The sequence below is a fragment of the Clostridiales bacterium genome (assembly GCA_030016385.1).
In the GTDB taxonomy this organism is placed as follows: domain Bacteria; phylum Bacillota; class Clostridia; order Clostridiales; family Oxobacteraceae; genus JASEJN01.
The window spans coordinates 1-24,729 of sequence record JASEJN010000003.1 but is presented as its reverse complement, the minus strand read 5'-3'; the positions used below and the strand labels follow the sequence as shown (position 1 = coordinate 24,729).

Below are 24,729 nucleotides of genomic sequence, written 5' to 3'. Positions count from 1 at the left end.
AAATGTAAAAATTCTTGCTTAAGGTTTTCATTAGTGGAATAAAAGAAATAAAAAAATTGAAATGGAAGGTTGAATGGGATGATTCAGTTGAAGATTTTGTCAGAATGGACCAAGACTCCTGTTGATAGAAGGATTTTCGGTAATTTTATAGAGTCCGGTTTTGGCAGACAGGTAAACGGCATGTGGAGCGAAATGCTCTATAATCGTTCTTTCCGCATTGTGCCGGAATACAAGAGCCCAACATGGGAATGGCTGGGACTGGATAAAGAACATTATGATAGCAGAGCGCCATTTTGGCACAGCGGTTATGAGGAGTTTGACTGGGAACCCTTTGGAAAGCCTAAAATAGGACATACATGCGGTACTCACACATACAAAGGGATAACTGCTTGTACCTTAATGAATGAGGTAGAGGGTAAGCTTTGCGGATTGGTCCAAAAGGAGATTCATCTGCAGAAGGGGAGAGAATACTGCTTTAAATTATTTGCAGGGGTACAGGGAGATATTGCTGCGGCCGGACTGAATGGATTCGGTGATACAATACATAGCACTCAGAAACATGAAGTGAGGGTGCAGATAGGTAGCCAGGAAATTGTATTTGGGCTAACTACTGTTTCAAGGAATTATGATTGGATATTTAAAGTAAAAGAGAGCATGATAGCTGATATCCGCATTACATTTTCGTTTAAGGGGACCATGATACTTTCTTTCGCTTCTTTAATGCCTGCAGATAATATGGATGGATGGAGAAAGGATGTAGTGGAAAAGTTAAAGAAAGCGGCACCAAGTGTGGTACGTTTTCCAGGAGGATGTTTCACAAGCTTTTATAATTGGGAGAGTTCTGTGGGTGATAGGAATGTCCGTGAATCACAGCCGAGTTTTTATTGGGGAGGACTGGAAGAAAACGATGTAGGGTTGGATGAATTTTTACACCTGTCGCAACTGGTTGGTTTTGAACCGCAGATATGTTTTAATATGATGACATCTATACCTTTTAAGGCAAGACAGATGGTGGAATATCTAAATGCTGATGCTGATATGGGTATGGGACGTCTCCGTATGCTGAATGAGCATTTAGAGCCTTATGGTGTTAAACTGTTTGAAATGGATAATGAACCTGGAAGAAAATGGACGGCAGAACAGTATGCAAAAGAATGTGTCAGATTTGCCAGAGAAATGCGCTTGGCAGATTGTTCTATTGAATTAATGATGGCGGCATATTCATATGCCCCTGAGTTGCTTCCCAAAATGCTTGAGATTGCTGGCAGAGACATCAATTATGTGATTTATAGGAATGGCAATCCGGAATTTGTAGAAAAGATACTTCCGGTAATAAGAGAATATAACCTAAAAAACAAGACAAACTTAAAACTTGTTAATACGGAATGGTTGCCGTCTTGTCATAGCATAGAGCCTTTTGAGGATCCACATATGCCTTTGGATTTTGTATGGAGTGGCAAGATTACCAACGATTATGCTAATATTTTTTCCACACAGCAGATAAGCTGGAATTATGCATTGAACGGAGCCCACAGACTTTTGGATTATATGAGTTATGGCGGGGAATTTGCACTGGCGAATTTCAATAATATGTGCAATACATGGGGACAGAATATTATTGAAGCTACAAAGGAAACTTGTTATCTATCCTGTATGGGACAGATTTTTGCCATGTTTGCAAGAGTGTTTGAACCTTGCTTTTCAGCAAAGGTAGATACAGGGGATAGCAGAGTATTTGCTCTGGCGACCAAAACTATAATGGGAAAAGAGCAATTATTTATCATTAATCATTCAGGTAAAGAATTTGAAGCACTTCTTCCTTCTAAAGATTGGATCTGTGAGGATGGTTTAAGAGGAAAAGGGCGCATGGTGCATGAAACAAGCGAAACAAGCTGTATAACAAAATGCATGGTTAAGCTGGAAGATACGAAAATCAGTATACCTCCATTGAGCTTTTTATGTTTAAAGCGCATATAGTAATAAAAAAGCTGAATAGAGGAAAATACTTTTTATCTAGATATAATATTAAATATATAGAGGCGAAAATAAATGAATAAAAATTTAGCACTAACCCCACCGATGGGGTGGAACAGTTGGGATTGCTATGGAGCAAGTGTCTGCGAGAGGGAAGTGCGTGGAAATGCTGGTTATATGGCGGAGAAGCTCAAAAAGTTTGGCTGGGAATATATAGTTGTGGATATACAATGGTATGAGCCTACGGCAGACTCGACTCAGTACCATCCATATGCTCATCTTGATATGGATGGGTATGGCAGATTGATTCCTTCAGCAAATAGATTTCCCTGTGCAAAGGATGGAAAGGGTTTTGCAAAACTGGCCGATTATGTACACTCATTGGGGCTTAAGTTTGGGATACATATATTAAGAGGCATACCCAGGCAAGCGGTTAAGGCCAATACGCCTGTATTAGGCTCGGATAAACATGCAGCAGACATTGCAAATATCAACTCTGTATGTTCATGGAATACCGATATGTACGGAATAGATGCGTCTAAAGAAGGCGCACAGGAATATTATAATTCTATAATCAACATGTACGCCGGGTGGGGAATCGATTTTATTAAAGTCGATGATATCTGTTCCCCATATTCCGCTGGAGAAGTCGAGCTAGTTCAGAATGCGATATCGAATTGCAGCAGAGATATAGTACTCAGCCTTTCACCGGGGCCTGCTCCGTTGGAATTTGCCGAGCATTTGAAAGCACATGCAAACATGTGGCGTATTTCAGGAGACTTCTGGGATAACTGGGAACAGCTCTATAAGCAGTTTAAACTTTTGGCTGACTGGAATGAACATATGGGACCAGGCCGCTGGCCGGATGCAGATATGCTTCCCCTCGGACATATTTGCTTGAGAGAAGCTTCTTTTGGCGGCAAGGGAAAATGGAGCGGCTTTACCAAGGATGAGCAGGTAACATTGATGTCCCTGTGGTGCATTGCTCGTTCACCTCTAATGTTCGGAGGAGAGATGACTCATAATGATAAGTGGACACTGGATCTTATAACAAATGAGGAAGTATTATCTATACTGAAAAATTCCAATTCAAACAGGCAACTATATAGAAAAGATGATAAAGTTGTATGGACGGCTGCAGGCGATAATGACGAAATTTATGTTGCTTTGTTTAATTTAAACGAATCGGTTCAGGATATAAGTATTAAATTTTCCGATCTTGGGCTACATGGGGAATATATGCTTAGAAATCTCTGGAGTCATCAAAATTCAGGCATGGTTAATTCAGATGTAAGATTTGAATTCAAACCTCATAGTTCGAAATTATTTAAACTGACGAAAATCAAATAATGGAAAATAGGTGCATGCAGACTCTAAGGGCTTTTTATAATATTTTCAATATAAAAAATGAACCTATGGAAAGGGGAAAATAAAGATGCAGGCGAAATTTAAGAACTCGGTATCGCTACCTCTAAAAAATGTAAAGATCAATGATGGTTTTTGGTCGAAGTATATCGATTTGGTTCGTGATGTGGTATTGCCTTATCAGTGGGATGCGCTCAACGATAGAATACCCGGTGCAGACCCCAGCCATGCCATAAAAAATTTCAAAATCGCAGCAGGAATGGAACAAGGCGAATTTTATGGTATGGTTTTTCAAGACAGCGATGTGGCAAAATGGTTGGAAGCTGTTGCTTACAGTCTTGAGACGCATCCGGATAGCGAGCTTGAAAAAACAGCCGATGGGGTGATAGATATAATCGAGAAAGCCCAACAAAAAGACGGATACCTCGATACATATTTCATTATCAAAGAGCCGGAGAATAGATGGACTAACCTTTGCGAATGCCATGAGCTATATTGTGCCGGCCATATGATTGAAGCCGCCGTGGCATATTATGAGGCGACAGGCAAAAAAAAGCTGCTTAATGTGGCATGTAAACTTGCAGATCATATAGATTCGGTTTTCGGGCCTGAAATTGGGAAGAAAAGAGGGTACCCAGGACATCAAGAGATTGAACTTGCGCTGGTAAAATTATATCATGCTACAGATGAAGAAAAATATCTTAAACTCGGCAAATATTTTATTGATGAACGTGGAAACAAGCCATATTATTTTGATATCGAGTGGGAAAAGCGCGGGAGGATATCTAACTGGACCGGCAGGATTTCCAATAGGCCGAGCAAGAATAGCGAGTACAATCAAACGCATTTGCCCGTAAGAGAGCAATCTGCCGCAGTCGGACATGCAGTTAGAGCGGTATATATGTACTCGGGAATGGCCGATGTGGCGGCTGAAACAGGGGATGCAGAGCTTTTAAATGCTTGCAGGAGACTATGGAACAATATAGTGTCAAAGAGAATGTACATAACCGGGGGTATAGGTTCGCAGGCGTATGGCGAGGCTTTCTCCTTTGATTATGATCTTCCTAACGATACAGTATATGCTGAAACCTGCGCATCTGTCGGTTTAATGTTTTTTGCCAATAGGATGATGCATATAGAACCCAAGGGCATTTACGCAGATGTTATGGAAAGGGCTTTATACAACATAATAATAAGTGCAATGTCCAGGGATGGGAAAAGATTTTTTTATGTAAATCCGCTGGAAGTAGTACCTGAGGCCTGTAAAAAAAATCAGACAAAATTCCATGTTAAGCCCGAAAGGCAAAAGTGGTTCGGCTGCGCTTGCTGTCCCCCTAATATAGCAAGGCTTCTTACATCTCTTGGATATTATATTTACAGCAAAAATGATTCAACTATTTACATAAATTTATATGTGGGCGGGGAAGTGGAAACTGAATTAAATGGAAGTAAAATAAAAATATCTGAAGATACTCAATATCCGTGGGATGGTAAGATTATCATGAAAATTTCGCTAAAGGAAGAAAAGGACTTTGATTTAGCATTGCGCGTTCCGGGATGGTGCAGTAATGCGTCGGTAAATGTAAACGGAAAAAATATACAGCTTTATAGTAAAATCGTAGACGGTTATGCAACAATAAGCAGGACGTGGAAAGATGGAGATACTATAGAGTTGCTATTTACAATGCCTGCACTTCGCGTTAGGGCAAATCCTAAAGTCAGGGAAGATATGGGGAAGGTTGCCGTACAAAGAGGACCTGTTGTGTATTGCCTTGAAGAGGCGGATAATGGGGCAAACTTACATGAAATCATACTCCCTAAAGAATCTCAATTAAGAGTTGAATTTGATAATGACCTTTTAGGCGGGATCCCTGTTATTGCCGCTGAAGCTGAACGGGTAAACAATAACTGGGGTGACCAATTGTATAAAGCAAATACTTCGGCTGAGGTCTATAAGGAAAATATTAAATTTATTCCATATTTCGCCTGGGCCAATCGTGGAACAGGGGAAATGACTGTCTGGGTAAATGAAAAATGACATCTAAAGTTTAAATGAATTCCTTACAAATTGTTATAAGGGGAGGAAGCAATAAATGGACAATAGGAAATACTGGCTAGATATGATGATAAAAATTATTGATCCTGTACTTGAGAATATGTCAAGGAGGAATCTTAAGGCTCGGATGCCCGTCGAGATGAAGGTAGATGGCAGAGAAAAATATACATATCTCGAGGCATTGGGACGCACATTGACAGGAATTGCACCCTGGCTTGAATCGGATCTATGCGAGGGGGAAGAGGAAGAGTTAAGGTCAAAATATGCCCAACTTGCGAGAGAAGCTATCGATGCGGCAACGGATCCATCTTCATCCGACTTTTGCACCTTTGACGGGAACGAAAGGGTATTTTCACAATATTTAGTTGATACCGGGTTCCTTTCAAATGCTATTGTAAGGGCTCCCCGGGAACTGTGGGAAAAACTTGAAGGTAGGGTTAAGGACAATCTTGTGCGGGCTCTTAAATCGACACGGAAAATACGTCCGCCTTACTGCAACTGGCTGCTTTTTTCAGCGATGGTCGAAACTGCCCTTTATATAATGACAGGCGAATGTGATGAGGTCAGGATAGATTATGCAATAAAAGAGCATGAGCAATGGTATAAGGGCGATGGAGTATATGGCGATGGGCCGAAATTCGTCTGGAATTATTATAATAGTTATGTCATACAGCCGATGCTTGTGGATATTATTCTGATAAAAGCGAATATGTACAAAGAGATGAATTTTCCAGATGAATTAAAGAAAAAAATTCTAAACAGGGCAAGAAGATACTCTGCTGTACTGGAAAGGCTGATTTCCCCAGATGGTACTTTTCCACCTCTAGGAAGATCGATTACATACAGGTGCGGTGCTTTTCAGCTTCTTGCGCAAATGGCATTAAAAAGGGAATTGCCTGATGGATTGCTGCCTGCGCAGGTCAGATGTGCACTGCAGGCAGTTATAAAAAAGTGTTTTGAAGCGCCTGGCACGTTTGATGAAAATGGCTGGCTTAAAATAGGGTTGTATGGGAGACAGCCCGGATTGGGAGAGGGATATATCTCAACAGGAAGCCTTTATTTATGCTCAACAGTGTTCCTCCCGCTGGGCCTTTCTTATAAAGATGAATTCTGGACAGATGAGGATGAAAAATGGACCCAGCAGAAAATATGGAGCGGGGAAGACATAGCCTCCGATCATGCTGAATCTTGAATATCCATATGGAAAGGTGCATGTTTTATATTCGAATATAAAACATGCACCTTTTTCTAATTCTCTTTCAATTTAACCTGTCTTTATATATAATATAGAGTAGTATTCATACATATCATATTATGGTGGGCTGTGCGTTTAAAGCGCGGCTGCTTGAAAGGTCGAGTTTGATGTATTTAAAAATAGATAATATGGATATATATTATAAAGAGGCTGGCCATGGTCAGAATGTTGTGCTTCTTCATGGCTGGGGGGGCAGAGCGGATAGTTTTTTGCCTGTTTTTAACTATCTGTCGCAAAAGTTCAAAGTTTACGCTCTGGATTTTCCAGGGTTTGGACAATCGACATTGCCAGACAGACCGTGGGGTGTGGACGATTATACCAGAATGCTCGTTAGATTTTTTGAGGAACTTAAAATCGAAAAAGCAAATATCATAGGGCACTCCTTTGGAGGAAGGGTATCCATAATGTTTGCGGCACTGTATCCGCAAAAAGTGGATAAGGTGGTCCTGGTGGACAGTGCGGGAATACTTCCGAAGAGGACTATAAAATATTATTTTAGGGTTTATAGATTTAAGATTATGAAAAAGTTATATATTATGTTTACGCCTGAAAGAGATAAAAATGCCAAATTAGAAAAATTTTATAAAAAGTATGGTTCAAAAGATTATAGAGAATCGGCGAATCTGCGAGGAACCTTTGTAAAAGTGGTAAACCAGGATTTAAAAGGGTATCTTAAGAATATCAAAGCCCCTGTTCTTCTGATATGGGGTGAAAACGATAAGGATACACCGCTTAATAACGCAAAGATAATGGAAAGGGAAATACCTGATGCAGGGCTTGTAGTATTCAAAGGAGCCGGACATTTTTCATATCTGGATAAGATAAATGATTTCAATATAATTGTTTCCAAATATTTTGAAGGGAATGAATAGAATGACTGTAATATTATATATTTTATCCGCTTCAATATTCGCTTGGGCTGTATACCTTCTGAGTATCAGGCAGCTGCATATGGCACAGCTTGAAGGATACAAACCTACCCAGTATTTACGGTGGATAACCAACAATATATGTTCTTTGTTTTTAAAGGAGCTTATTGTGCTTGCTGTTGCCGGACTTTTTCTGGCTTTGTATTATGTAACCAAGAACGAAGTTTTATTGGGCTACAGCGCTTTTATCGTATGGGCTTTTGTAAACGTCTATATGATTTATAAAAACATGTCCGTTAAAAGAAAGGCTAAAAAACCTTTAAGGTTCACACCCAGAGCCATAAGGCTTTTTATAACTAACCTGCTGCTTTTATTGTTATGGACGGGTGCGGCTTGCTTTTTAGCCAAGAATATAATATTTTTTATACTGTATCTGTCTTTAATAAAATTTCTTCATCCTTTGAATATGGCTCTATCGACTTTTTTAATATACCCATTTGAAATGCTGGTGCATTATAGATATTACAGGATAGCCCAGCTTAAAATCGCAGGAATGAAAAACCTAAAGGTTATAGGTATTACCGGAAGTTATGGGAAGACAAGTACGAAGTATTTTTTGAAGACAATACTGTCTGAAAAATACAATACGCTTATGACTCCGGAAAGTTACAATACTCCGATGGGTATAACAAGGGTAATAAGAGAACAGTTGAAAGATAATCATGAAGTATTTGTCTGTGAGATGGGCGCAAGGAATGTTGGAGATATAAAAACGCTATGTAAATTGGTAAATCCTACTGTCGGCATTTTAACATCCATAGGGCCGCAGCATCTTGAAACATTTAAATCTCTTGCAAATATCGTTAAGACAAAGTACGAACTTATACAGGCCTTGCCTTATTATGGAACGGCCATATTTAACGGAGATAATTCATACTGCTTGAACCTTGCGAGGAAAACAGGCATTGAAACGCTTATATACAGCATAAAAGGCGGCGACAGCGATATATTTTTAACTGCCGAGGGTATAAAAATTTCAAAGGAAGGATTGAGATTCAAGGTTAAGAGCCAGGATGGAATAGAGTTTGAATGTCAGACGAGGCTTCTGGGGAAGCATAATGTAAGCAACTTGCTGGCAGCAATTTGTGCAGCCCTCAAACTCGGTCTTACACCAGATGAGATAAAGAGGGGAATATCGAAAATAGAACCTGTCCCTCACAGATTGGAAATACTCAAGACAAATAACGGTGTTACTGTAATAGACGATGCATTCAATTCAAATCCTGTTGGTTCAAGAGAAGCGCTGGAAGCTATAAAGGAATTTACCGACGGCAGCAGGATAGTCGTGACGCCGGGCATGGTGGAGCTTGGCTCCATTGAATATGAGGAAAATAAAAAGTTTGGCAAGGTAATGTCTAAGTGTTGTGATCTTGCTATACTTGTTGGAATAAAAAGATCGAAACCCATCATAGAAGGGCTCAAAATGGGGAATTTCCCGGAAGATAAGATAATAGTCGTGCCTGATTTGAATGAGGCTCAAAAGAAGATAGGGCAGATAGTAAAGGTAAATGATGTTGTTTTATTTGAAAATGATCTTCCGGATAATTATAATGAAAAGTAATCGAAGTAAATTTATATTTAAGGGAGAGTATTAAAAAATGCCTAAACTAAATGTTGCCGTTATGTTTGGCGGACGTTCTGTAGAACATGAGGTATCAATTATTACAGGACTTCAGGTGATGGACAATATAGACAGGTCAAAATATAATGTGGTGCCTGTTTATGTGAGCAAAGATGGAGATTGGTATACAGGTGAAGAGCTTTTAAATATTAAGAATTATAAAGATATCAAAAGACTATTAAGCAGTGTAAAAAAGGTGTTCCTGCCGCCTGTGCCATCCATGAAATGTCTGTACTTTTATCCGTTTAAAGCGGGGCTTTTCAAAAAGGAAGCTGAATCGATCAAGGTGGATGTTGCCTTTCCTGCACTTCATGGCATGCACGGCGAAGATGGGACAATGCAAGGACTCTTCGAGCTTGCGAATATTCCCTATGTAGGTAGTGCGGTTACAGGCTCGGCAGTCGGAATGGATAAGATTATAATGAAGGATATATTTAAGGCAAATGGAATTCCTATTGTGAATTATACGTGGTTCTTAAGAAAAGATTATGAAAGGGACAGGGAGTCTGTTTTAAACAAAGTGGAGGGCAAAGTCAAATATCCCATGTTCGTAAAACCTGCCAATCTTGGCTCAAGTATAGGGATAAGCAAGGCAAAGGACAGGGCGGGTCTTGTGGATGCGATAGAGATTGCCATAAGATATGACAGAAAGATTATCGTGGAGGAAGGAGTTTTGGATCCTGTCGAGATAAACTGTTCGTGTCTTGGGATGGATGACGAAGTTTTAACTTCCGTATGCGAGATGCCCGTATCATGGGAGGAATTTTTAAGCTTTGATGATAAATACATGCGCCAGGGAAGTTCCAAGGGAATGAAAAGCGCTTCAAGGAAAATACCGGCACCTATTCCAAAAGAGAAATCTGAAGAGATAAAAAAATTATCTGCCGAGGTTTTTAAGGCGCTGGATTGTTCAGGTGTATCGAGAATAGATTTTCTTATGGAAAAATCTTCGCTGAAAGTTTATGTAAATGAAATCAATACCATACCCGGATCATTTGCTTTTTATCTGTGGGAACCTCTTGGCATAAGCTTTAAAGATCTTACAGACAGGCTTATACAGTATTCGCTGAAGAGATATGATGAAATGAATGAGAATATTTATACCTACGATACCAAGCTTTTGGAAAAGGCAAGTTTGGGTGGAGTAAAGGGAAGCAAATAGTAAAAAGCAAATAAAAGGGGGAACGGGCATATTTATTTGCCCGTTTCCTTGTTCTATATAATTTTGGCTTGTAATATGAAATCACATATAAATAGAGTCGTGCTATTTTGAACAACAGGTTAACATTATAAATACGGGAGGTTATATTATGGTAAAGGCTATAGCGCTGATGTCAGGGGGCCTTGACAGCACAATCGCAGCCAAGATTATCAAGGATCAGGGGATAGATGTCCTGGGAGTTTGTTTTAAATCCGCTTTTTTTGGGTCTAAAAATGCCGTAAGGATGGCTAAGACTATAGATATACCTTTAAAAGTAATAGATTTTACAGAAGAGCATATCAAAATGGTAAGGAATCCTAAGCATGGGTATGGCAAAAACATGAACCCATGCATCGACTGCCATGCCCTTATGCTGAAAAAGGCAGGGGAGCTCATGGAAAATGTCGGCGCGGATTTTTTATTGACAGGTGAGGTGCTGAATGAGAGGCCGATGTCACAAAATCTGCAGTCTCTTAATATTGTAAAGAATGAATCAGGTTACGCATCTAAAATACTGCGTCCGTTATGTGCAAAAAACCTGCCTCCTACCGAAATGGAAAAACAGGGGCTGGTCGACAGAGAAAGGCTGCTTGACATAAAAGGCAGATCAAGGAAGGCGCAGATGGATCTTGCAAAAAAGCTTGGCATTAACGATTATCCATCACCGGCTGGTGGATGCAAGCTAACTGAGATAGAATTTTCAAGAAGGCTGAAAGACCTATTCACTTATGAAAAGGATTTTGATTTAAAGGATATAGAGGTGCTAAAAATAGGCAGACATTTCAGGATATCCCCTCTTATTAAATTGATATCCACAAGAAATGCAGATGAATATAAGTTGCTGGAAAGTCTTCAAAAAGAGGACGACCTTATATTCGATGCTGTAAAATACAGCGGTTCAACTGTAATATTAAGAGGAGTGCCAGATGAAAAAGGTATTTTGCTGGCTGCGGAAATTGCAGCAAGGTACAGCAAGGGAAACATGATGGATTGTGTGGAAGTAAGATATGGATTAAAAAACGATCAAAATTTTAAAGTTATAGACGTAAAACCTGCTTCAGATAAAAATATTGCAGCGTTTATGTTATGATTGGGGGTTTTTAAGTGGATAATAGACCTATAGGAGTGTTTGACTCCGGCATAGGGGGGCTTACAGTGCTAAAGGAGTTGATACGGGGTCTTCCAAATGAGAATATAGTGTATTTTGGGGATACCGCCAGGGTTCCTTATGGTACGAGATCGAGGGACATTATAATAAAATATACTTTTCAATCTATAAGATTTTTGCTTTCAAAAAATATCAAGGCGTTGGTCATAGCCTGCAATACGGCATCCGCAATCGCTATGCCGGAAGTCAAAAGGCACTTTTTGCTGCCTGTTATAGGAGTTATAGGCCCTGGGGCGGCCGCAGCCGTTTCAGCAAATAGAAACGGCAGGATCGGCGTTATAGGTACGCCTGCTACGATAGAGAGCGGAGCATACAAGGATGCCATCGAAAAAGTTGACGGCTCCAAGGAGATAATTTCAAACTCATGTCCCCTGTTTGTGCCTCTTGTCGAGGAAGGCTGGTCCGAAACGGAAGTGGCTTCTATTGTGGCAAGAGAATATTTGAAGCCTGTGCTTTCAAAAAATGTCGATACATTGGTGATGGGGTGTACTCATTATCCCCTTCTTAAAAAGGTTGTAGGCGATATAGCTGGGAATAAGGTTACGCTTATAGATCCTGCCTGCGAGACCGCAAAAGAATTTATAAAGCTTTTGAAGGGATACAATCTTGCAAGAGAGGATAAAGGTTCACCTGTATACAGATATTATGTAAGTGATGATCCTGAAAAGTTTGTGAAGGTCGGTGCACGATTTCTTGAAAGAAAAATTGATAATATAGAGAAAATAGATATAGAGAAATATTGACTTATAAAAATGCCAAAGAAGAGTGTATATAAAAAATACACCTCAAAGAAGGGTTATGCTTGAATAAAAAGGTCATTGTAAATGTAAAAAGCAAACAAGTTATAGATGGCGAAGACGAAAAAATCGAGCTGATAACGACAGGTAAATTTTATAAAAAGGAAAGTTCATATTTTGTCGTATACGATGAGACCGAAATATCCGGTATGGAAGGGACTACAACGACTGTTAAAATAGATGATGATCAAGTTGACCTTATAAGATTTGGCACGATAAGTGCAAAATTGGGTTTTAAAAAAGGTAAAAAGGATATAAGCTTGTACAAGACACCGTTTGGAATAACAGAGCTTGTTATAAACCCTTCTTTAGTTGATATAAATGTGGGGGATGAAGGGGGAGAAGTAAAGCTCTTATATGAGCTTGAAATGTGTGGATACAATGCGAGTTCAAATGAATTATATATAAAAATTCAAAAAAGCAATTAAGGAGTGAATTTAATGGCTGATATAACGGGTATCGTAAGGGAAAACGTACAGGGCGCGGTAATGGATTCCCTTAAAGAATCGATTAAAAAGGGAGAAATCAATATTACGGATATACCTGAAATAATGCTCGAGGTTCCCAGGCAGAAAGAACATGGCGATCTTGCGACTAATATCGCTATGCTTCTTTCAAAGCAGGCGAAGAAACCTCCGAGGGTGATCGCTGAAACAATACTGAAGAATATAGATATCGATAATACGTATATAAAAAACATCGAAATCGCGGGCCCGGGTTTTATTAATTTTAAATTGAAGGATGACTGGCTGTATGAAGGGCTTAAAATAATACAGCGTGAAAGAGATAATTATGGAAAGTGCAATATAGGCAATGGCAAAAGGATACAGGTGGAATTTGTAAGTGCAAATCCCACAGGACCGATGCATATCGGGAATGCAAGGGGAGGAGCCATAGGCGATATTCTGGCGGAAGTTTTGAAATGGGCAGGATACGATGTGGAGAAAGAGTTTTACGTAAATGATGCCGGAAATCAGATAGAGAAATTCGGAAGGTCCCTTGAAGCAAGATATCTACAGCTTTTTGGAATTGAGGCAAAAATTCCGGAAGACGGGTATCAGGGTGAGGACATAATGGAACATGCTAAAAGATTCAAAGAGATAAATGGGGATAAGTATCTGAATGCAAAGCCTGACGAAAGGCGAAAGGCTCTTGTGGATTATGCCTTAAAGATAAATATCGACAGGATGAAGAAGGATCTGGAAGCTTTCGGTGTCAAATTCGATGTATGGTTTTCTGAGAAGAGTCTTTATGATAACGGTGATATAGAAGATACTATAAAATTTTTCAAGGAATCGGGGAATACTTATGAAAAAGATGATGCTGTTTGGTTTAAGGCTACCGATTTCGGAGTCGAGAAGGATGAAGTTTTAGTAAGGACAAATGGAATTCCTACATATTTTGCCGGGGACGTTGCATATCACCGGAATAAATTTATTGTAAGGAAGTTTGACAAGGTTATAGACATATTGGGCGCGGATCATTATGGCCACGTACCAAGGATGAAGGGTGCCATGGCAGCATTGGGCGTTAAAAGCGGATCCCTTGAGGTTATTATAATGCAGCTTGTAAGGCTTATAAGAAACGGCAAGGTTACAAGGATGTCGAAGAGAAGAGGCCAGATATTTACGCTGTCGGACCTTATTGAAGAAGTCGGGAAGGATGCTGCAAGGTTTTTCTTCGATTTGAGGTCTGCAGATACCCATCTTGAGTTTGATCTGGATCTTGCAGTTGAAAAATCCAACGAGAATCCAGTATACTATGTCCAATATGCTCATGCCAGAATCTGCAGCATATTAAAACAGCTTGATGATGAACATATCGCTTTCCCTGAAATATCTTCCGTAAAATTTGATTTGTTGAAGGAAAACAATGAGATTGAGCTCATTAAAAAGCTTGCAGAGTTTCCGGATGAGCTGGCTCAGTCGGCAAACACGCTGGATCCGAGCAGGATAACGAAATATGTTATAGATCTTGCGTCCTGTTTTCATACATTTTATAACAGCTGCAGAGTGAAGGGTGCAGATGAAAATTTGATGTATGCGAGGATGGTGCTTATCGATTCCGTAAGGATTGTTATTGAAAATTGTTTAAGTATACTCGGCGTCAGCGCACCGGAGAGAATGTAATTTGGCCGGTTGATTATTAAGTTGTTAAAAAGAATCTTCCTGAGTTTTTAAGGGAAGATTCTTTTTTAATGTTTAAACTGGCTAAATAAGGAAATAATAATAATGGACAAACATGGAGAAAAGGTCTGTTGTTTTATATTTTCAAAGGTAAAGCGAGGTGTTATTTTGAAAAAGTGGTATTTATGCGTCATAGTTTTGGCTGTCACGGCATCGATTTGTACTGCCGCTTATATTTATGGTAGAAGATCGACACTTAGCCTTAAAAAGGTTGACATTATGGCATCCAAGGATAACAGCACGATAAGTCCGATAATTGAAGAGGGGACTTTCACCGGGAATATAAGTTATGAATATGCGCAAGATAAAAAAATATATTATACAAAATACAGCGATAAGAAAAGCATACAAGTTTACGACATCCCTTCGGGTAAATCGGAAACAATCATGGATGCGCTGCAGCCAGGTAACAAAATAAACTTTTTTACAATATCTAATGACTGCTATATATGGGAAGAGGACAACGATGATGAGAGCGAAGATATGACAAACTGGGGTTTATATATCAAAAAAGGCAGCCAGATAATTAAAATTGATGGAGATACAGCGGCGGAAAATAAAGGGATCGCCATGTCTCCTCAAGGAATGTCAGCCTCAAGGGATTATCTCGTATATAGAATACACGATGTTATTCCCGGGGTCGACAAACAAGGGTATCTCATAAAACTTTATGATATAAAGAATGATGGCGCCAAAACGATCTTTACTCAAGCTGATAATAGCGATATCGGCATAAGCGATCCTTATATAAACGGCAATTATGTGGTATGGAGCGTAAGCAAGGACATAAATGATGAAAAGAATCAAAAAAGCGATGTTTATATATACAGTATAAAATCCGGTGGCTTTGTAAAATTGACTGAAGATGATAACTTGAGCAGTCCGATTATATGGGAAACCTATGTAATATGCTTATCCAACGATATCGACGGTTCATCCATAGTAATTTTGAATACGGTTACAGGCAAGAAAAAGACTATAGCCAAATCTGATTATACAAAGTTTCCAGAGAAAGAAGTCCATGACTATTTTGCGGGTAATGGCTATATAACATGGAACAATAGTTATCTGGATTCCGTTACAGTATACGATATTTTAAAGGATAAAATATATGATCTGAAAAAAAGCCAGAATACAAGCGATGCCAACAACAACCTTATAAATATAAAACTGTTCGGCAAGACGCTTCTTTATACGGATCATTTTCTTACCCCCAAAACCGGCAAAACTATATCCGAAACAAACAGATACATCATCTTAAGGTAATTGATTTACAAAACTTGAATCTGGCGAATGAGTGCTCAAAATAACATAAGCTCAAATTACGAATCGAAGAAAGGTATATCTATTATAGATGTATCTAACTAAATATGGTAATATATTAGTTGAAGATTATGTTTGGATAAATGCGTACAAGAAAAGTGGGGGATGAAAGAATGATACAAATAGAAGATGTTTCAAAAAGTTATGGAGGAAGCGAAACGAAGGCCGTAGATGGCCTTGACCTCAATATAGAGGATGGGGAGATATTCGGATTTTTAGGGCCGAATGGCGCGGGAAAGACGACAACGATCAAAATGATGACAGGAATATTGAATCCTGACAGCGGCAGCATAAAGATAAACGGGTATGATATTGCAAAAGATACTATAAAAGCCAAGATGCAGTTTGGATATGTTCCGGATAACCCGGATATGTATAATAAACTAAAGGGCATAGAATATCTGAATTTTATGGCTGATGTGTATGAAGTCTCTTTAAACTTAAGGAAAGAGAGAATGACATCGTTGCTTGAAAGGTTTGAACTGTCGGATGCCGTATATGATCTGTTGCAGAGCTATTCTCACGGCATGAAGCAAAAAATCATCGTTATCGGAGCGCTGCTCCATAATCCTTCTGTATGGATACTCGACGAGCCCATGACAGGTCTTGATCCCAAGTCATCTTTTACGCTGAAGGAAATGATGCGCGAACATACCCTTCAGGGGAAAACGGTATTCTTTTCCACCCATGTACTTGAAGTCGCAGAAAAGTTATGTGACAGGATAGGAATTATAAACAAAGGGAAACTTATATTCTGCGGCAGCATGGATGAGATAAGAGAATATGCGAAGGGTGACGAATCCTTAGAGAATATATTCCTGGAGATGACTGAAAAATGAATAAGGCCGTATCATTGTTCAAAATATTATTCAATACTGCATATGGTATATCCTCACTAAAATATAAAGCAAAAAAAGACAGAAAAGAAATTTTTAAATTCGCAGGTATTATAGCCATATTGATTATTTCTTTTTCTCCCATAATAGCAGGGTATTCCTTCTTCATGGCAAAAGCATATGAGATGTTATCAGAGATTAACGGACAGGGCGGTGCCATTATAACATTAGGGGTTGCCACATCATGCGTTATAATATTGTTTTTTGGTTTTTTTTATGTCATAAGCATATTTTATTTTACAAATGATACCGAGTATCTTGTTTCACTGCCGCTGAAGCCTTCATATATACTGGGAGCAAAATTTTCGATAGTGCTATTGGCTGAATATCTGTTTGAGATTCCGCTTGTACTGCCTCCGGTAATAGTATATGGCATAAACAGCAAAGCAGGCGTATTATTCTGGATCTATTCCGTGATGGATATTGCCCTTATGCCGTTAATACCGCTTTCGATTGCATCGATACTTTCGATTCTTGTCATGAAAGCGACCAACATAGGGAAAAGGAGAGATCTTTTCAGGATTATAGGGATGATAATTTCGATATTCGCAATACTCGGCGTAGAGTTTTATATTCAAAAGATGTCAATAAGCGAAAATCCACAGGAAATCATGAAAAAGATATTTGCGGAAAACGGTCTGATAAATCAAATGTCCTCAATATTTCCCCCCTCAGCCTGGATAAGCTTATCCTTAGTCAAAAGCGGCGTCGCAGAGGGATTTTTGTATATGATATTATTTGTCGCAGCATCCATTGCATTTGTCTGCCTGTTTTTGTACCTAGGCGAGATGCTTTATTTCGGCGGATATATAGGATCCAGCGAAACGGCATCAAAGAGGAAGAAAATAAACGAAGCTGAGCTTAATGGCGAAATAAAAACTAAAAGCAAGGTTATGGCGATATTCTGGAGGGAATTCTGGATTTTGCTGAGAGTGCCCGCATTTTTTATAAACAATGTCCTGCCAATAGTGCTTGTGCCTTCCATATTCATATTGACTTACCTTTTTACAGGAAGGCTTGCGATGAATAATAATGAGAATTTGATAAGCAATGTAAACGGGAGCTATATTTCAAGCATAGTCGTTCTTTGTATCACACTGTTTTCTGTAGTTTTTAATATGACTCCCCCCACATCGCTTTCAAGGGAGGGCTCTGATTTTTATATATCCAAGTACATACCGGTTACCCCAAAAGAGCAGATACAGGGCAAAATGGTACATTCTCTGGTTCTTATGATCGTTGGCAATATATTTTGTACAGTTGCATTGGGTGCCATTGCAAAGCTTTCTTTTATAAATATTTTTACCATATTTGTAATATCGACTCTTTCATCTGTATGTGTGACCGAGATAGGGATCTTTATAGATGTTTTCAGGCCCCTTTTAGTATGGGATGACCCGCAAAAGGCGGTAAAGCAGAACATGAACGGATTAGTCAGCGGATTTTTCAATCTGTTATGGAACGGTGTCCTTATTTTCATCGTAGTAAAATGGCTTAGGAATATCACATTGGGATATCTGCTGCTGGTCGCTGTATATGCGGTACTCGGGGCATTTTTGTATCCGCTTCTTATAAATTATGCTTCAAGGCGTTATGTAAAAATTGAGCCATAAAGTGGTGCATATTTATATTTGAAGAATATTATTCCAATAGTCTTTATACGCCTGCAATAAAGTTTATAATATTGATGGAGATGATTATATGAGAATAAAATGGTTTGGGCATTCATGCTTTGAAATCCACGGTACTGATGGCGTGACAATCGTAACGGACCCTTTTGACAGCAGCGTGGGATACAGGTTGCCGGATACAAGGGCGGATATAGTTACCGTAAGCCATGATCATTTTGATCATAATTATATCCATGCGGTAAAGGGTGATTTCAAGGTAATAAAAAAAGTGGGAAACTTTCAGGTCAAGGATATAAATATAAAAGGTATTGCATCTTTCCATGATAATGTAAACGGTGAAAAGAGAGGAAGCAATATAATATATGTCTTTGGCATTGATGGGATGAATGTATGCCATTTAGGTGATCTCGGGCATATACTTGATGCCAGGCAATTGAATTCGATAGGGAAAATAGATGTTTTGTTCATTCCTGTGGGAGGTAATTTCACAATAGATGCAAAGACAGCTGTGAAGGTTGTATCTCAGTTGAACCCAGCTATAGTAATCCCCATGCACTATAAAACTCCTATGGTTCAGATGCCTATTGATACGGCTGACAAATTTATTGAAATGATGGGCAATGCGGAGAAAAGCGATAAGCGCACCATAGAGATCAAAAAGGATGATCTTAAGGGATCGAAAAAAGTGTACATTTTAAGATACGAATAAAGAAATGCCCAAGGGACTGCAAAACATAAAATTTGCAGCCCCTTGGGCATTTATAAAGTTTATTTTTTCTGGTTTTTATCGATATAGATTCTTAATGCCCTTGTTGCATAAAAGAGTGCTATTATTAACGATATTTTGTAAAATAGGTCGACAAGTTGAAGTATATATTGCGGAGCGTCTGTAAAAAAGCTGGCCAATAAATCCACTCTCCTTCTAAATTTAAAATAGCGAATAAATGCCGGGTGTAAGTGCATATTTTATATTCGAAGAAATATATATACTTTCAATTCGCAATTTGAAATCAGGTCTTAGAACTTACAAAGATTGAATCTGGCGAATGAGCGTTCAAAATAACATAAGCTAAATTTACAAATCGAAGATATATATACATTGCACTCATAAATGTTCAGCATGACACATAATTATTTTAGCATAAATTGTTGAATTAATCTTTTATATAATGTAAAATATAAAGGTTAAAGTTAAAATGAGGAGGGGGTAAAATTGGCCACTAAATATATATTTGTAACAGGTGGAGTCGTTTCTTCACTCGGTAAGGGCATTACAGCCGCATCCCTGGGAAGGCTCCTTAAGGATCGCGGTCTTAAGGTTTCGATACAGAAATTTGATCCATATATTAATATAGATCCCGGTACTATGAGTCCATATCAGCATGGCGAGGTATTTGTAACAGATGATGGGGCTGAAACAGATTTGGATCTTGGGCATTATGAAAGATTTATCGATGAGAATTTGAGTAAAAACAGCAATGTTACTACAGGAAAAGTATACTGGTCGGTTATTTCAAAAGAGAGAAAGGGAGACTTCCTCGGCGGTACTGTACAGGTAATCCCTCATATAACAAATGAGATTAAGCAGAGGGTTTACAGAGTGGCAAAGGAAGGCAGTGTCGATATTGTTATAACTGAAATAGGCGGCACAGTGGGAGATATAGAAAGCCTTCCATTTCTTGAGGCCATAAGGCAAATTAAATATGAGGTTGGGATGGAGAATGTACTTTTTGTCCATGTGACACTGGTTCCTTATCTCAAGAAAACCGGAGAGCTTAAGACCAAGCCGACACAGCACAGCGTCAAGGAATTGAGAAGTATCGGCATACAACCGGATATTATAGTATGTAGGACGGAAAAACCGCTATCGAGGGATTTGAAGGATAAAATCGGTTTGTTCTGTAATGTCGACAGCAACTCTGTTATTCAGAATGTGGATGTGGAAAACATATATGAAGTACCACTTCTTCTAAAAGATGAAGGCTTGGACGAGATGGTATGCAAAAAGCTTGGATTGAAATGCAAGCCTGATGATATGGATGAGTGGCGTGCACTTGTAAATAGGATTAAAAATTTAAAACATAAAGTTAAGATAGCCCTTGTAGGTAAATATGTGGAATTGCATGACGCATATCTGTCTGTCGTAGAGGCACTGAAGCACGGCGGATTTTACAACGACTGCGATGTCACGATAGACTGGGTGAATGCATGTGACGTTACTGTGGACAATATGGGAGAATTGTTGAAGGATGCCGATGGGATACTGGTTCCCGGAGGATTTGGAGACAGAGGTATTGAAGGAAAGATACTGGCGGCAAGGTATGCAAGGGAAAATAAGGTGCCGTTTTTCGGAATATGCCTTGGAATGCAGTGTGCCGTTATTGAATTCGCAAGGGATGTATTGGGTCTAAAAGGAGCGCACAGTTCAGAGATAGATGCGGACACACCGTATCCTGTAATCGATCTGATGCCGGAACAAAGGGATATCGATGAAAAGGGCGGCACGATGAGGCTTGGTTTATATCCATGCAAACTGAAGGAAAACAGCCTTGCGAAGAAGTGCTATAATGATGAACTCATATATGAAAGGCACAGGCACAGGTATGAATTTAATAATCAATACAGGGACGAGTTTGTATCACATGGCATGGAATTGTCGGGCATATCACCTGACGGCAGACTTGTAGAAATAGTTGAGCTCAAGGATCAGCCATGGTTTATCGGGGTACAGTTCCACCCTGAATTTAAATCGAGACCAAACAGGCCTCATCCTTTATTCAAAGATTTTATACGGGCATCGCTTGAGAACAGAAAAAATAAACAGCAAAGCAGCCTTTAAAGGCTGTTTTATTTTTTTGCCCGAAAATAAATAAGCCCATCTTCTTTCCATTTCCGCAATATGAACTGTGGTGTTTTGTTTACAAATTCAAGTATAAGGTTATAGGGACTTCGATTCCCTATGGCAGCAAAGCCAAGAACTTATCAAAATTTTTATAATGCTCATTCGTTGTTCAAAATAACATAATTATATTTATGACTGATTTCATATTACGAATCGAGGTTATAGGAAACGATGTATCTGGATATACTCAAAAAAGCAGTTTGATGTTGCCGGCTCCAGGTGTATACAGATTATTGTCGGCAGGGATAGCCGGAATTTTTATATAAGAGCTTGAGAAGTGATAAAAACATATATTCTTTTATATCCACAAAATGAATATTCTTTAATATAAAACTTTATGAAAGAAGGATACGATATTTTGAGAGGTAAAACAAACATTACGGCGATTCACATAAGGAAATCAAATAAGATAGCGAATATGGCCGAGAATATTTTCAAAAGGTTATTGCAGATGATAAAAAGCAGATCATTTAAAAAGATTTTTGCTGTAGTTTTATCATCGATGATTATTTTAGCAGCCGCCGATTTATTTATTATCAAAGTCATAATACCATCGACACCTGCTTTTACTGCCGGGAAATATATTGAGCTATTGAACAAAAGGGATTACCGGGAAGCAATAAAATATTATATAGATATTCCATATGGCATGATGGTCAAGGAAAACGATATAATAAACGTACTAAAGCAAAAGTATGATAATACTTCAAATGCTGCTATAAAAAAAATAACGGATGGAAGCGGTAGCGGAACAAAAAATATAGATATCGTATTGCCCGGGAAAGAAGCTCCATCCATGGATAAAATCACGCTGTATAATACCAAAAGCAGCTTTTTGGGATTGAAGAGGGAGTGGAAGGTTATATTCCCGTTTAAGCTAAGCAATCTTTGTATAAATTCTATTGACGGGACGGAAATATACATCGACGGGACTTACGCAGGAACTGTAAAGGCGGGCAGCTTGAATATAAACGGTGTCATATTCGGAATACATGATATTAAAGCTAACCTTTCAAATATGGCTTCAAACAAAGAAACAGATACGGCATATGATATAGAAAAGCCTGAATATGAAATAAATATAGATTTGACGCCTGATGAAGACTTTAAGAGCAGTGCTCAGAAATTGATATTTAATTTTTGCAAAGGATGGTCGGATTATTGTATGACGCAAAAATCTGATTATATAAAACAATATCTGAGCGATAAATTATATAAAGAATATATGAAAGATACCGAAAGGTTCAATGGGAGCAAATATCAGATAAGCGATTTTAAAGTCAACTTTAAAGATTTATCTTTTACGGATGAAAAAACAGCATGCTATTCTGTAGACGAGACATGGCACTTAAAAGAGGTGATAACAGGCCAGAACATGATATTCCAGGCAAATGGGGAAAAAGTGCTTGAACAGAACCAGTATATCTCGTGGAAATATTTTATTACCAATGAACAGGAAAATTTAAAAATTTTTTCAACACAGCAGGTAAATTACAGGCAGGAAATAAAAAAATAGCATAATTGTATAAAACTGTTGAAATATGGATAAGACTAAATTATATAAAGAATCCGCCATTTCCCAACTTTTATTTTTGCTATTGTTGCTATTATTGTTATATTAAGTTATAATATATTGAGTCCTCGTTCAAAACTATGCAGGAGGTGATAGGTTGGAATTTGAGGAATTAAAAAAGTTGACGCTGTTTAAACTTCGGGATCTTGCGAAGGAAGCAGGGATAAAAAGCGTTACAAAATACAGAAAAAGCGAGCTTATAGAAAAGCTAGTGCAAAAAAGTGCTGTAAAAGAAGAAAAAGAGAAGGATAAAGAGAAGGTTGAAGTTGAAACTCCCGAAGAATCAGATAAAACAGAAGAGGTAGAGGAATCTAAAGTACAGGATGAAAAACTTAAAGAGAGAAGAAAGTATGAAAAACCTAAACCTGAAATGATTAATACTGAAAAAACAGACCGAACTACAGGTCATGGTCATATGGATCTTTCAGATGTAAATGTTGAAAAAAGGGAAAGACTTCAAGAAATATTGCAGGGTTCTGAAACAGCTGAAGGGATACTCGAACTTATCGAGAATACAGGATATGGTTTTTTAAGATTAGAGAATTATCTTCCAAGTCAGAGAGATATTTATGTTTCACCATCTCAAATAAGAAGGTTCAATTTAAAAACAGGAGACAAAATACGAGGGAAAGTAAGAACTCCTAAAGAAAGTGAAAAATTTCAGGCACTTCTTTATGTTCAAGCTATAAATGATGAAGAGCCCGATAGGGCAATCAAGAGAATTCCTTTTGAAAATCTTACTCCAATATATCCGCACGAAAGGTTAACACTTGAAACCACCCCGAATGAGCTGGCAACGAGAATAATAGATTTCCTTGCTCCTATGGGAAAAGGGCAAAGAGGTTTAATAGTTGCGGCGCCTAAGGCAGGGAAAACAGTGCTATTAAAAAAGATCGCTAATGCTATGTCTATAAATCATCCCCATGTTCATTTAATAGTACTTTTAATAGATGAAAGGCCTGAAGAAGTTACGGATATGCAAAGATCAATAAAGGGTGAAGTCGTCTATTCGACATTTGACGAGGAGCCCGAGCATCACACAAGGGTTGCTGAAATGGTGCTTGAGAGGGCGAAAAGGTTAGTAGAGCAAAAAAGAGATGTTGTTATACTAATGGATAGCATAACAAGACTTGCTAGAGCTTATAACCTTACAATACCGCCTACAGGCAGGACTCTTTCAGGTGGACTTGATCCCGGGGCACTCCATATGCCGAAGAAATTTTTCGGAGCTGCGAGAAACATCGAAGGGGGAGGCAGCCTTACCATACTTGCAACTGCATTAATAGAAACAGGAAGCAGAATGGATGATGTTATATTTGAAGAGTTTAAGGGCACCGGAAATATGGAAATTCATCTTGATAGAAAACTTCAAGAAAGAAGAGTATTCCCTGCAATAGATATAAACAAGTCGGGTACAAGAAGAGACGATCTTCTGCTTACTCCTAGGGAATTTGAAGCTTCACTTTCTGTGAGAAAACAGCTCAATGAAGCTCCTGCTTACGAAGTTACAGAACTTTTATTGAACAGGCTGATGAAAACAAAGACAAATTCTGAATTTATAGAGCTTTTTAATAGAGCTTAACCAACATCAATTCGTAATTTGTAATTTTAAATCCTGTTGTTACAAATTAATTTTTTTAGTACAAGTATGCTTTTAAATAATAAAATCAGCTGTGATATAGGCGCCCAAAATAATACAGTTCATGTCACAAACTGAAGATTTGACAAACCCGGAGTTTGACGAATCTTTAGGTCCGTCGAATCGAAGAAATAATTTACTTCAATTCGTAATTTGAAATCAGCCATAAATAGAATTATGTTATTTTGATCAACGAATGAGCATTATGAAAGT

Annotated in this window: 18 protein-coding genes; all 18 read left to right on the top strand. The window is 38.5% G+C overall.

What is annotated here, in order from left to right; all coding sequences use genetic code 11:
• Positions 1 to 78: 78 nt before the first annotated feature.
• Entirely contained in the window at positions 79 to 1,977 is a 1,899-nt protein-coding gene (locus tag QME45_01240) for a hypothetical protein (GenBank protein MDI6617284.1), read from the top strand.
• A gap of 72 nt (positions 1,978 to 2,049) precedes the next feature.
• Positions 2,050 to 3,324: a glycoside hydrolase family 27 protein gene (locus QME45_01235; GenBank protein ID MDI6617283.1), complete on the top strand. Its 1,275-nt coding sequence runs from the start codon at positions 2,050 to 2,052 to the stop codon at positions 3,322 to 3,324.
• An 85-nt stretch (positions 3,325 to 3,409) separates the two neighbouring features.
• Positions 3,410 to 5,377 carry a glycoside hydrolase family 127 protein gene (locus QME45_01230; GenBank protein MDI6617282.1) on the top strand — a complete coding sequence of 656 codons (1,968 nt, stop codon included), beginning with the start codon at positions 3,410 to 3,412 and terminating at the stop codon, positions 5,375 to 5,377.
• Between the two features lie 55 nt (positions 5,378 to 5,432).
• A complete protein-coding gene (locus tag QME45_01225; protein ID MDI6617281.1) occupies positions 5,433 to 6,587 on the top strand; it encodes a DUF2264 domain-containing protein in 1,155 nt (384 codons plus the stop codon).
• Positions 6,588 to 6,757: 170 nt separating this feature from the next.
• A complete protein-coding gene (locus QME45_01220; GenBank protein MDI6617280.1) occupies positions 6,758 to 7,522 on the top strand; it encodes an alpha/beta hydrolase in 765 nt (254 codons plus the stop codon).
• Position 7,523: 1 nt separating this feature from the next.
• The gene (gene murF / locus QME45_01215) at positions 7,524 to 9,140 is read left to right on the top strand and encodes a UDP-N-acetylmuramoyl-tripeptide--D-alanyl-D-alanine ligase (GenBank protein ID MDI6617279.1); all 1,617 of its coding nucleotides are present in this window, start codon (positions 7,524 to 7,526) and stop codon (positions 9,138 to 9,140) included.
• A gap of 37 nt (positions 9,141 to 9,177) precedes the next feature.
• Positions 9,178 to 10,362, top strand: coding sequence for a D-alanine--D-alanine ligase family protein (locus tag QME45_01210; GenBank protein ID MDI6617278.1), 1,185 nt, complete (start codon positions 9,178 to 9,180; stop codon positions 10,360 to 10,362).
• Between the two features lie 148 nt (positions 10,363 to 10,510).
• Complete coding sequence (locus tag QME45_01205; GenBank protein MDI6617277.1) at positions 10,511 to 11,491, top strand: tRNA 4-thiouridine(8) synthase ThiI; 981 nt, start codon at positions 10,511 to 10,513, stop codon at positions 11,489 to 11,491.
• A 14-nt stretch (positions 11,492 to 11,505) separates the two neighbouring features.
• A complete protein-coding gene (murI, locus tag QME45_01200; protein ID MDI6617276.1) occupies positions 11,506 to 12,312 on the top strand; it encodes a glutamate racemase in 807 nt (268 codons plus the stop codon).
• Positions 12,313 to 12,371: 59 nt separating this feature from the next.
• The gene (locus QME45_01195; protein MDI6617275.1) at positions 12,372 to 12,794 is read left to right on the top strand and encodes a DUF1934 domain-containing protein; all 423 of its coding nucleotides are present in this window, start codon (positions 12,372 to 12,374) and stop codon (positions 12,792 to 12,794) included.
• A 12-nt stretch (positions 12,795 to 12,806) separates the two neighbouring features.
• A complete protein-coding gene (argS, locus tag QME45_01190; protein ID MDI6617274.1) occupies positions 12,807 to 14,495 on the top strand; it encodes an arginine--tRNA ligase in 1,689 nt (562 codons plus the stop codon).
• 165 nt (positions 14,496 to 14,660) lie between these two features.
• Entirely contained in the window at positions 14,661 to 15,818 is a 1,158-nt protein-coding gene (locus QME45_01185; protein MDI6617273.1) for a hypothetical protein, read from the top strand.
• Positions 15,819 to 15,988: 170 nt separating this feature from the next.
• Complete coding sequence (locus QME45_01180; GenBank protein ID MDI6617272.1) at positions 15,989 to 16,714, top strand: ABC transporter ATP-binding protein; 726 nt, start codon at positions 15,989 to 15,991, stop codon at positions 16,712 to 16,714.
• A complete protein-coding gene (locus tag QME45_01175; protein MDI6617271.1) occupies positions 16,711 to 18,384 on the top strand; it encodes a hypothetical protein in 1,674 nt (557 codons plus the stop codon). Before QME45_01180 ends, QME45_01175 begins: the two co-directional genes overlap by 4 nt.
• Positions 18,385 to 18,472: 88 nt before the next feature.
• Positions 18,473 to 19,111 (top strand): MBL fold metallo-hydrolase, encoded by a 639-nt coding sequence (locus tag QME45_01170; GenBank protein MDI6617270.1) that lies wholly within the window; start codon positions 18,473 to 18,475, stop codon positions 19,109 to 19,111.
• 504 nt (positions 19,112 to 19,615) lie between these two features.
• Entirely contained in the window at positions 19,616 to 21,241 is a 1,626-nt protein-coding gene (locus QME45_01165) for a CTP synthase (protein MDI6617269.1), read from the top strand.
• 421 nt (positions 21,242 to 21,662) lie between these two features.
• Complete coding sequence (locus QME45_01160; GenBank protein ID MDI6617268.1) at positions 21,663 to 22,820, top strand: hypothetical protein; 1,158 nt, start codon at positions 21,663 to 21,665, stop codon at positions 22,818 to 22,820.
• A 154-nt stretch (positions 22,821 to 22,974) separates the two neighbouring features.
• The gene (rho, locus tag QME45_01155; GenBank protein ID MDI6617267.1) at positions 22,975 to 24,459 is read left to right on the top strand and encodes a transcription termination factor Rho; all 1,485 of its coding nucleotides are present in this window, start codon (positions 22,975 to 22,977) and stop codon (positions 24,457 to 24,459) included.
• Positions 24,460 to 24,729 lie beyond the last annotated feature (270 nt).

Bases quoted from the DNA above. Each gene is read 5' to 3' on its own strand.
- QME45_01240 (MDI6617284.1), top strand. From the start codon at position 79: ATGATTCAGTTGAAGATTTTGTCAGAATGGACCAAGACTCCTGTTGAT.
- QME45_01235 (MDI6617283.1), top strand. From the start codon at position 2,050: ATGAATAAAAATTTAGCACTAACCCCACCGATGGGGTGGAACAGTTGG.
- QME45_01230 (MDI6617282.1), top strand. From the start codon at position 3,410: ATGCAGGCGAAATTTAAGAACTCGGTATCGCTACCTCTAAAAAATGTA.
- QME45_01225 (MDI6617281.1), top strand. From the start codon at position 5,433: ATGGACAATAGGAAATACTGGCTAGATATGATGATAAAAATTATTGAT.
- QME45_01220 (MDI6617280.1), top strand. From the start codon at position 6,758: ATGTATTTAAAAATAGATAATATGGATATATATTATAAAGAGGCTGGC.
- murF (MDI6617279.1), top strand. From the start codon at position 7,524: ATGACTGTAATATTATATATTTTATCCGCTTCAATATTCGCTTGGGCT.
- QME45_01210 (MDI6617278.1), top strand. From the start codon at position 9,178: ATGCCTAAACTAAATGTTGCCGTTATGTTTGGCGGACGTTCTGTAGAA.
- QME45_01205 (MDI6617277.1), top strand. From the start codon at position 10,511: ATGGTAAAGGCTATAGCGCTGATGTCAGGGGGCCTTGACAGCACAATC.
- argS (MDI6617274.1), top strand. From the start codon at position 12,807: ATGGCTGATATAACGGGTATCGTAAGGGAAAACGTACAGGGCGCGGTA.
- QME45_01180 (MDI6617272.1), top strand. From the start codon at position 15,989: ATGATACAAATAGAAGATGTTTCAAAAAGTTATGGAGGAAGCGAAACG.
- QME45_01175 (MDI6617271.1), top strand. From the start codon at position 16,711: ATGAATAAGGCCGTATCATTGTTCAAAATATTATTCAATACTGCATAT.
- QME45_01170 (MDI6617270.1), top strand. From the start codon at position 18,473: ATGAGAATAAAATGGTTTGGGCATTCATGCTTTGAAATCCACGGTACT.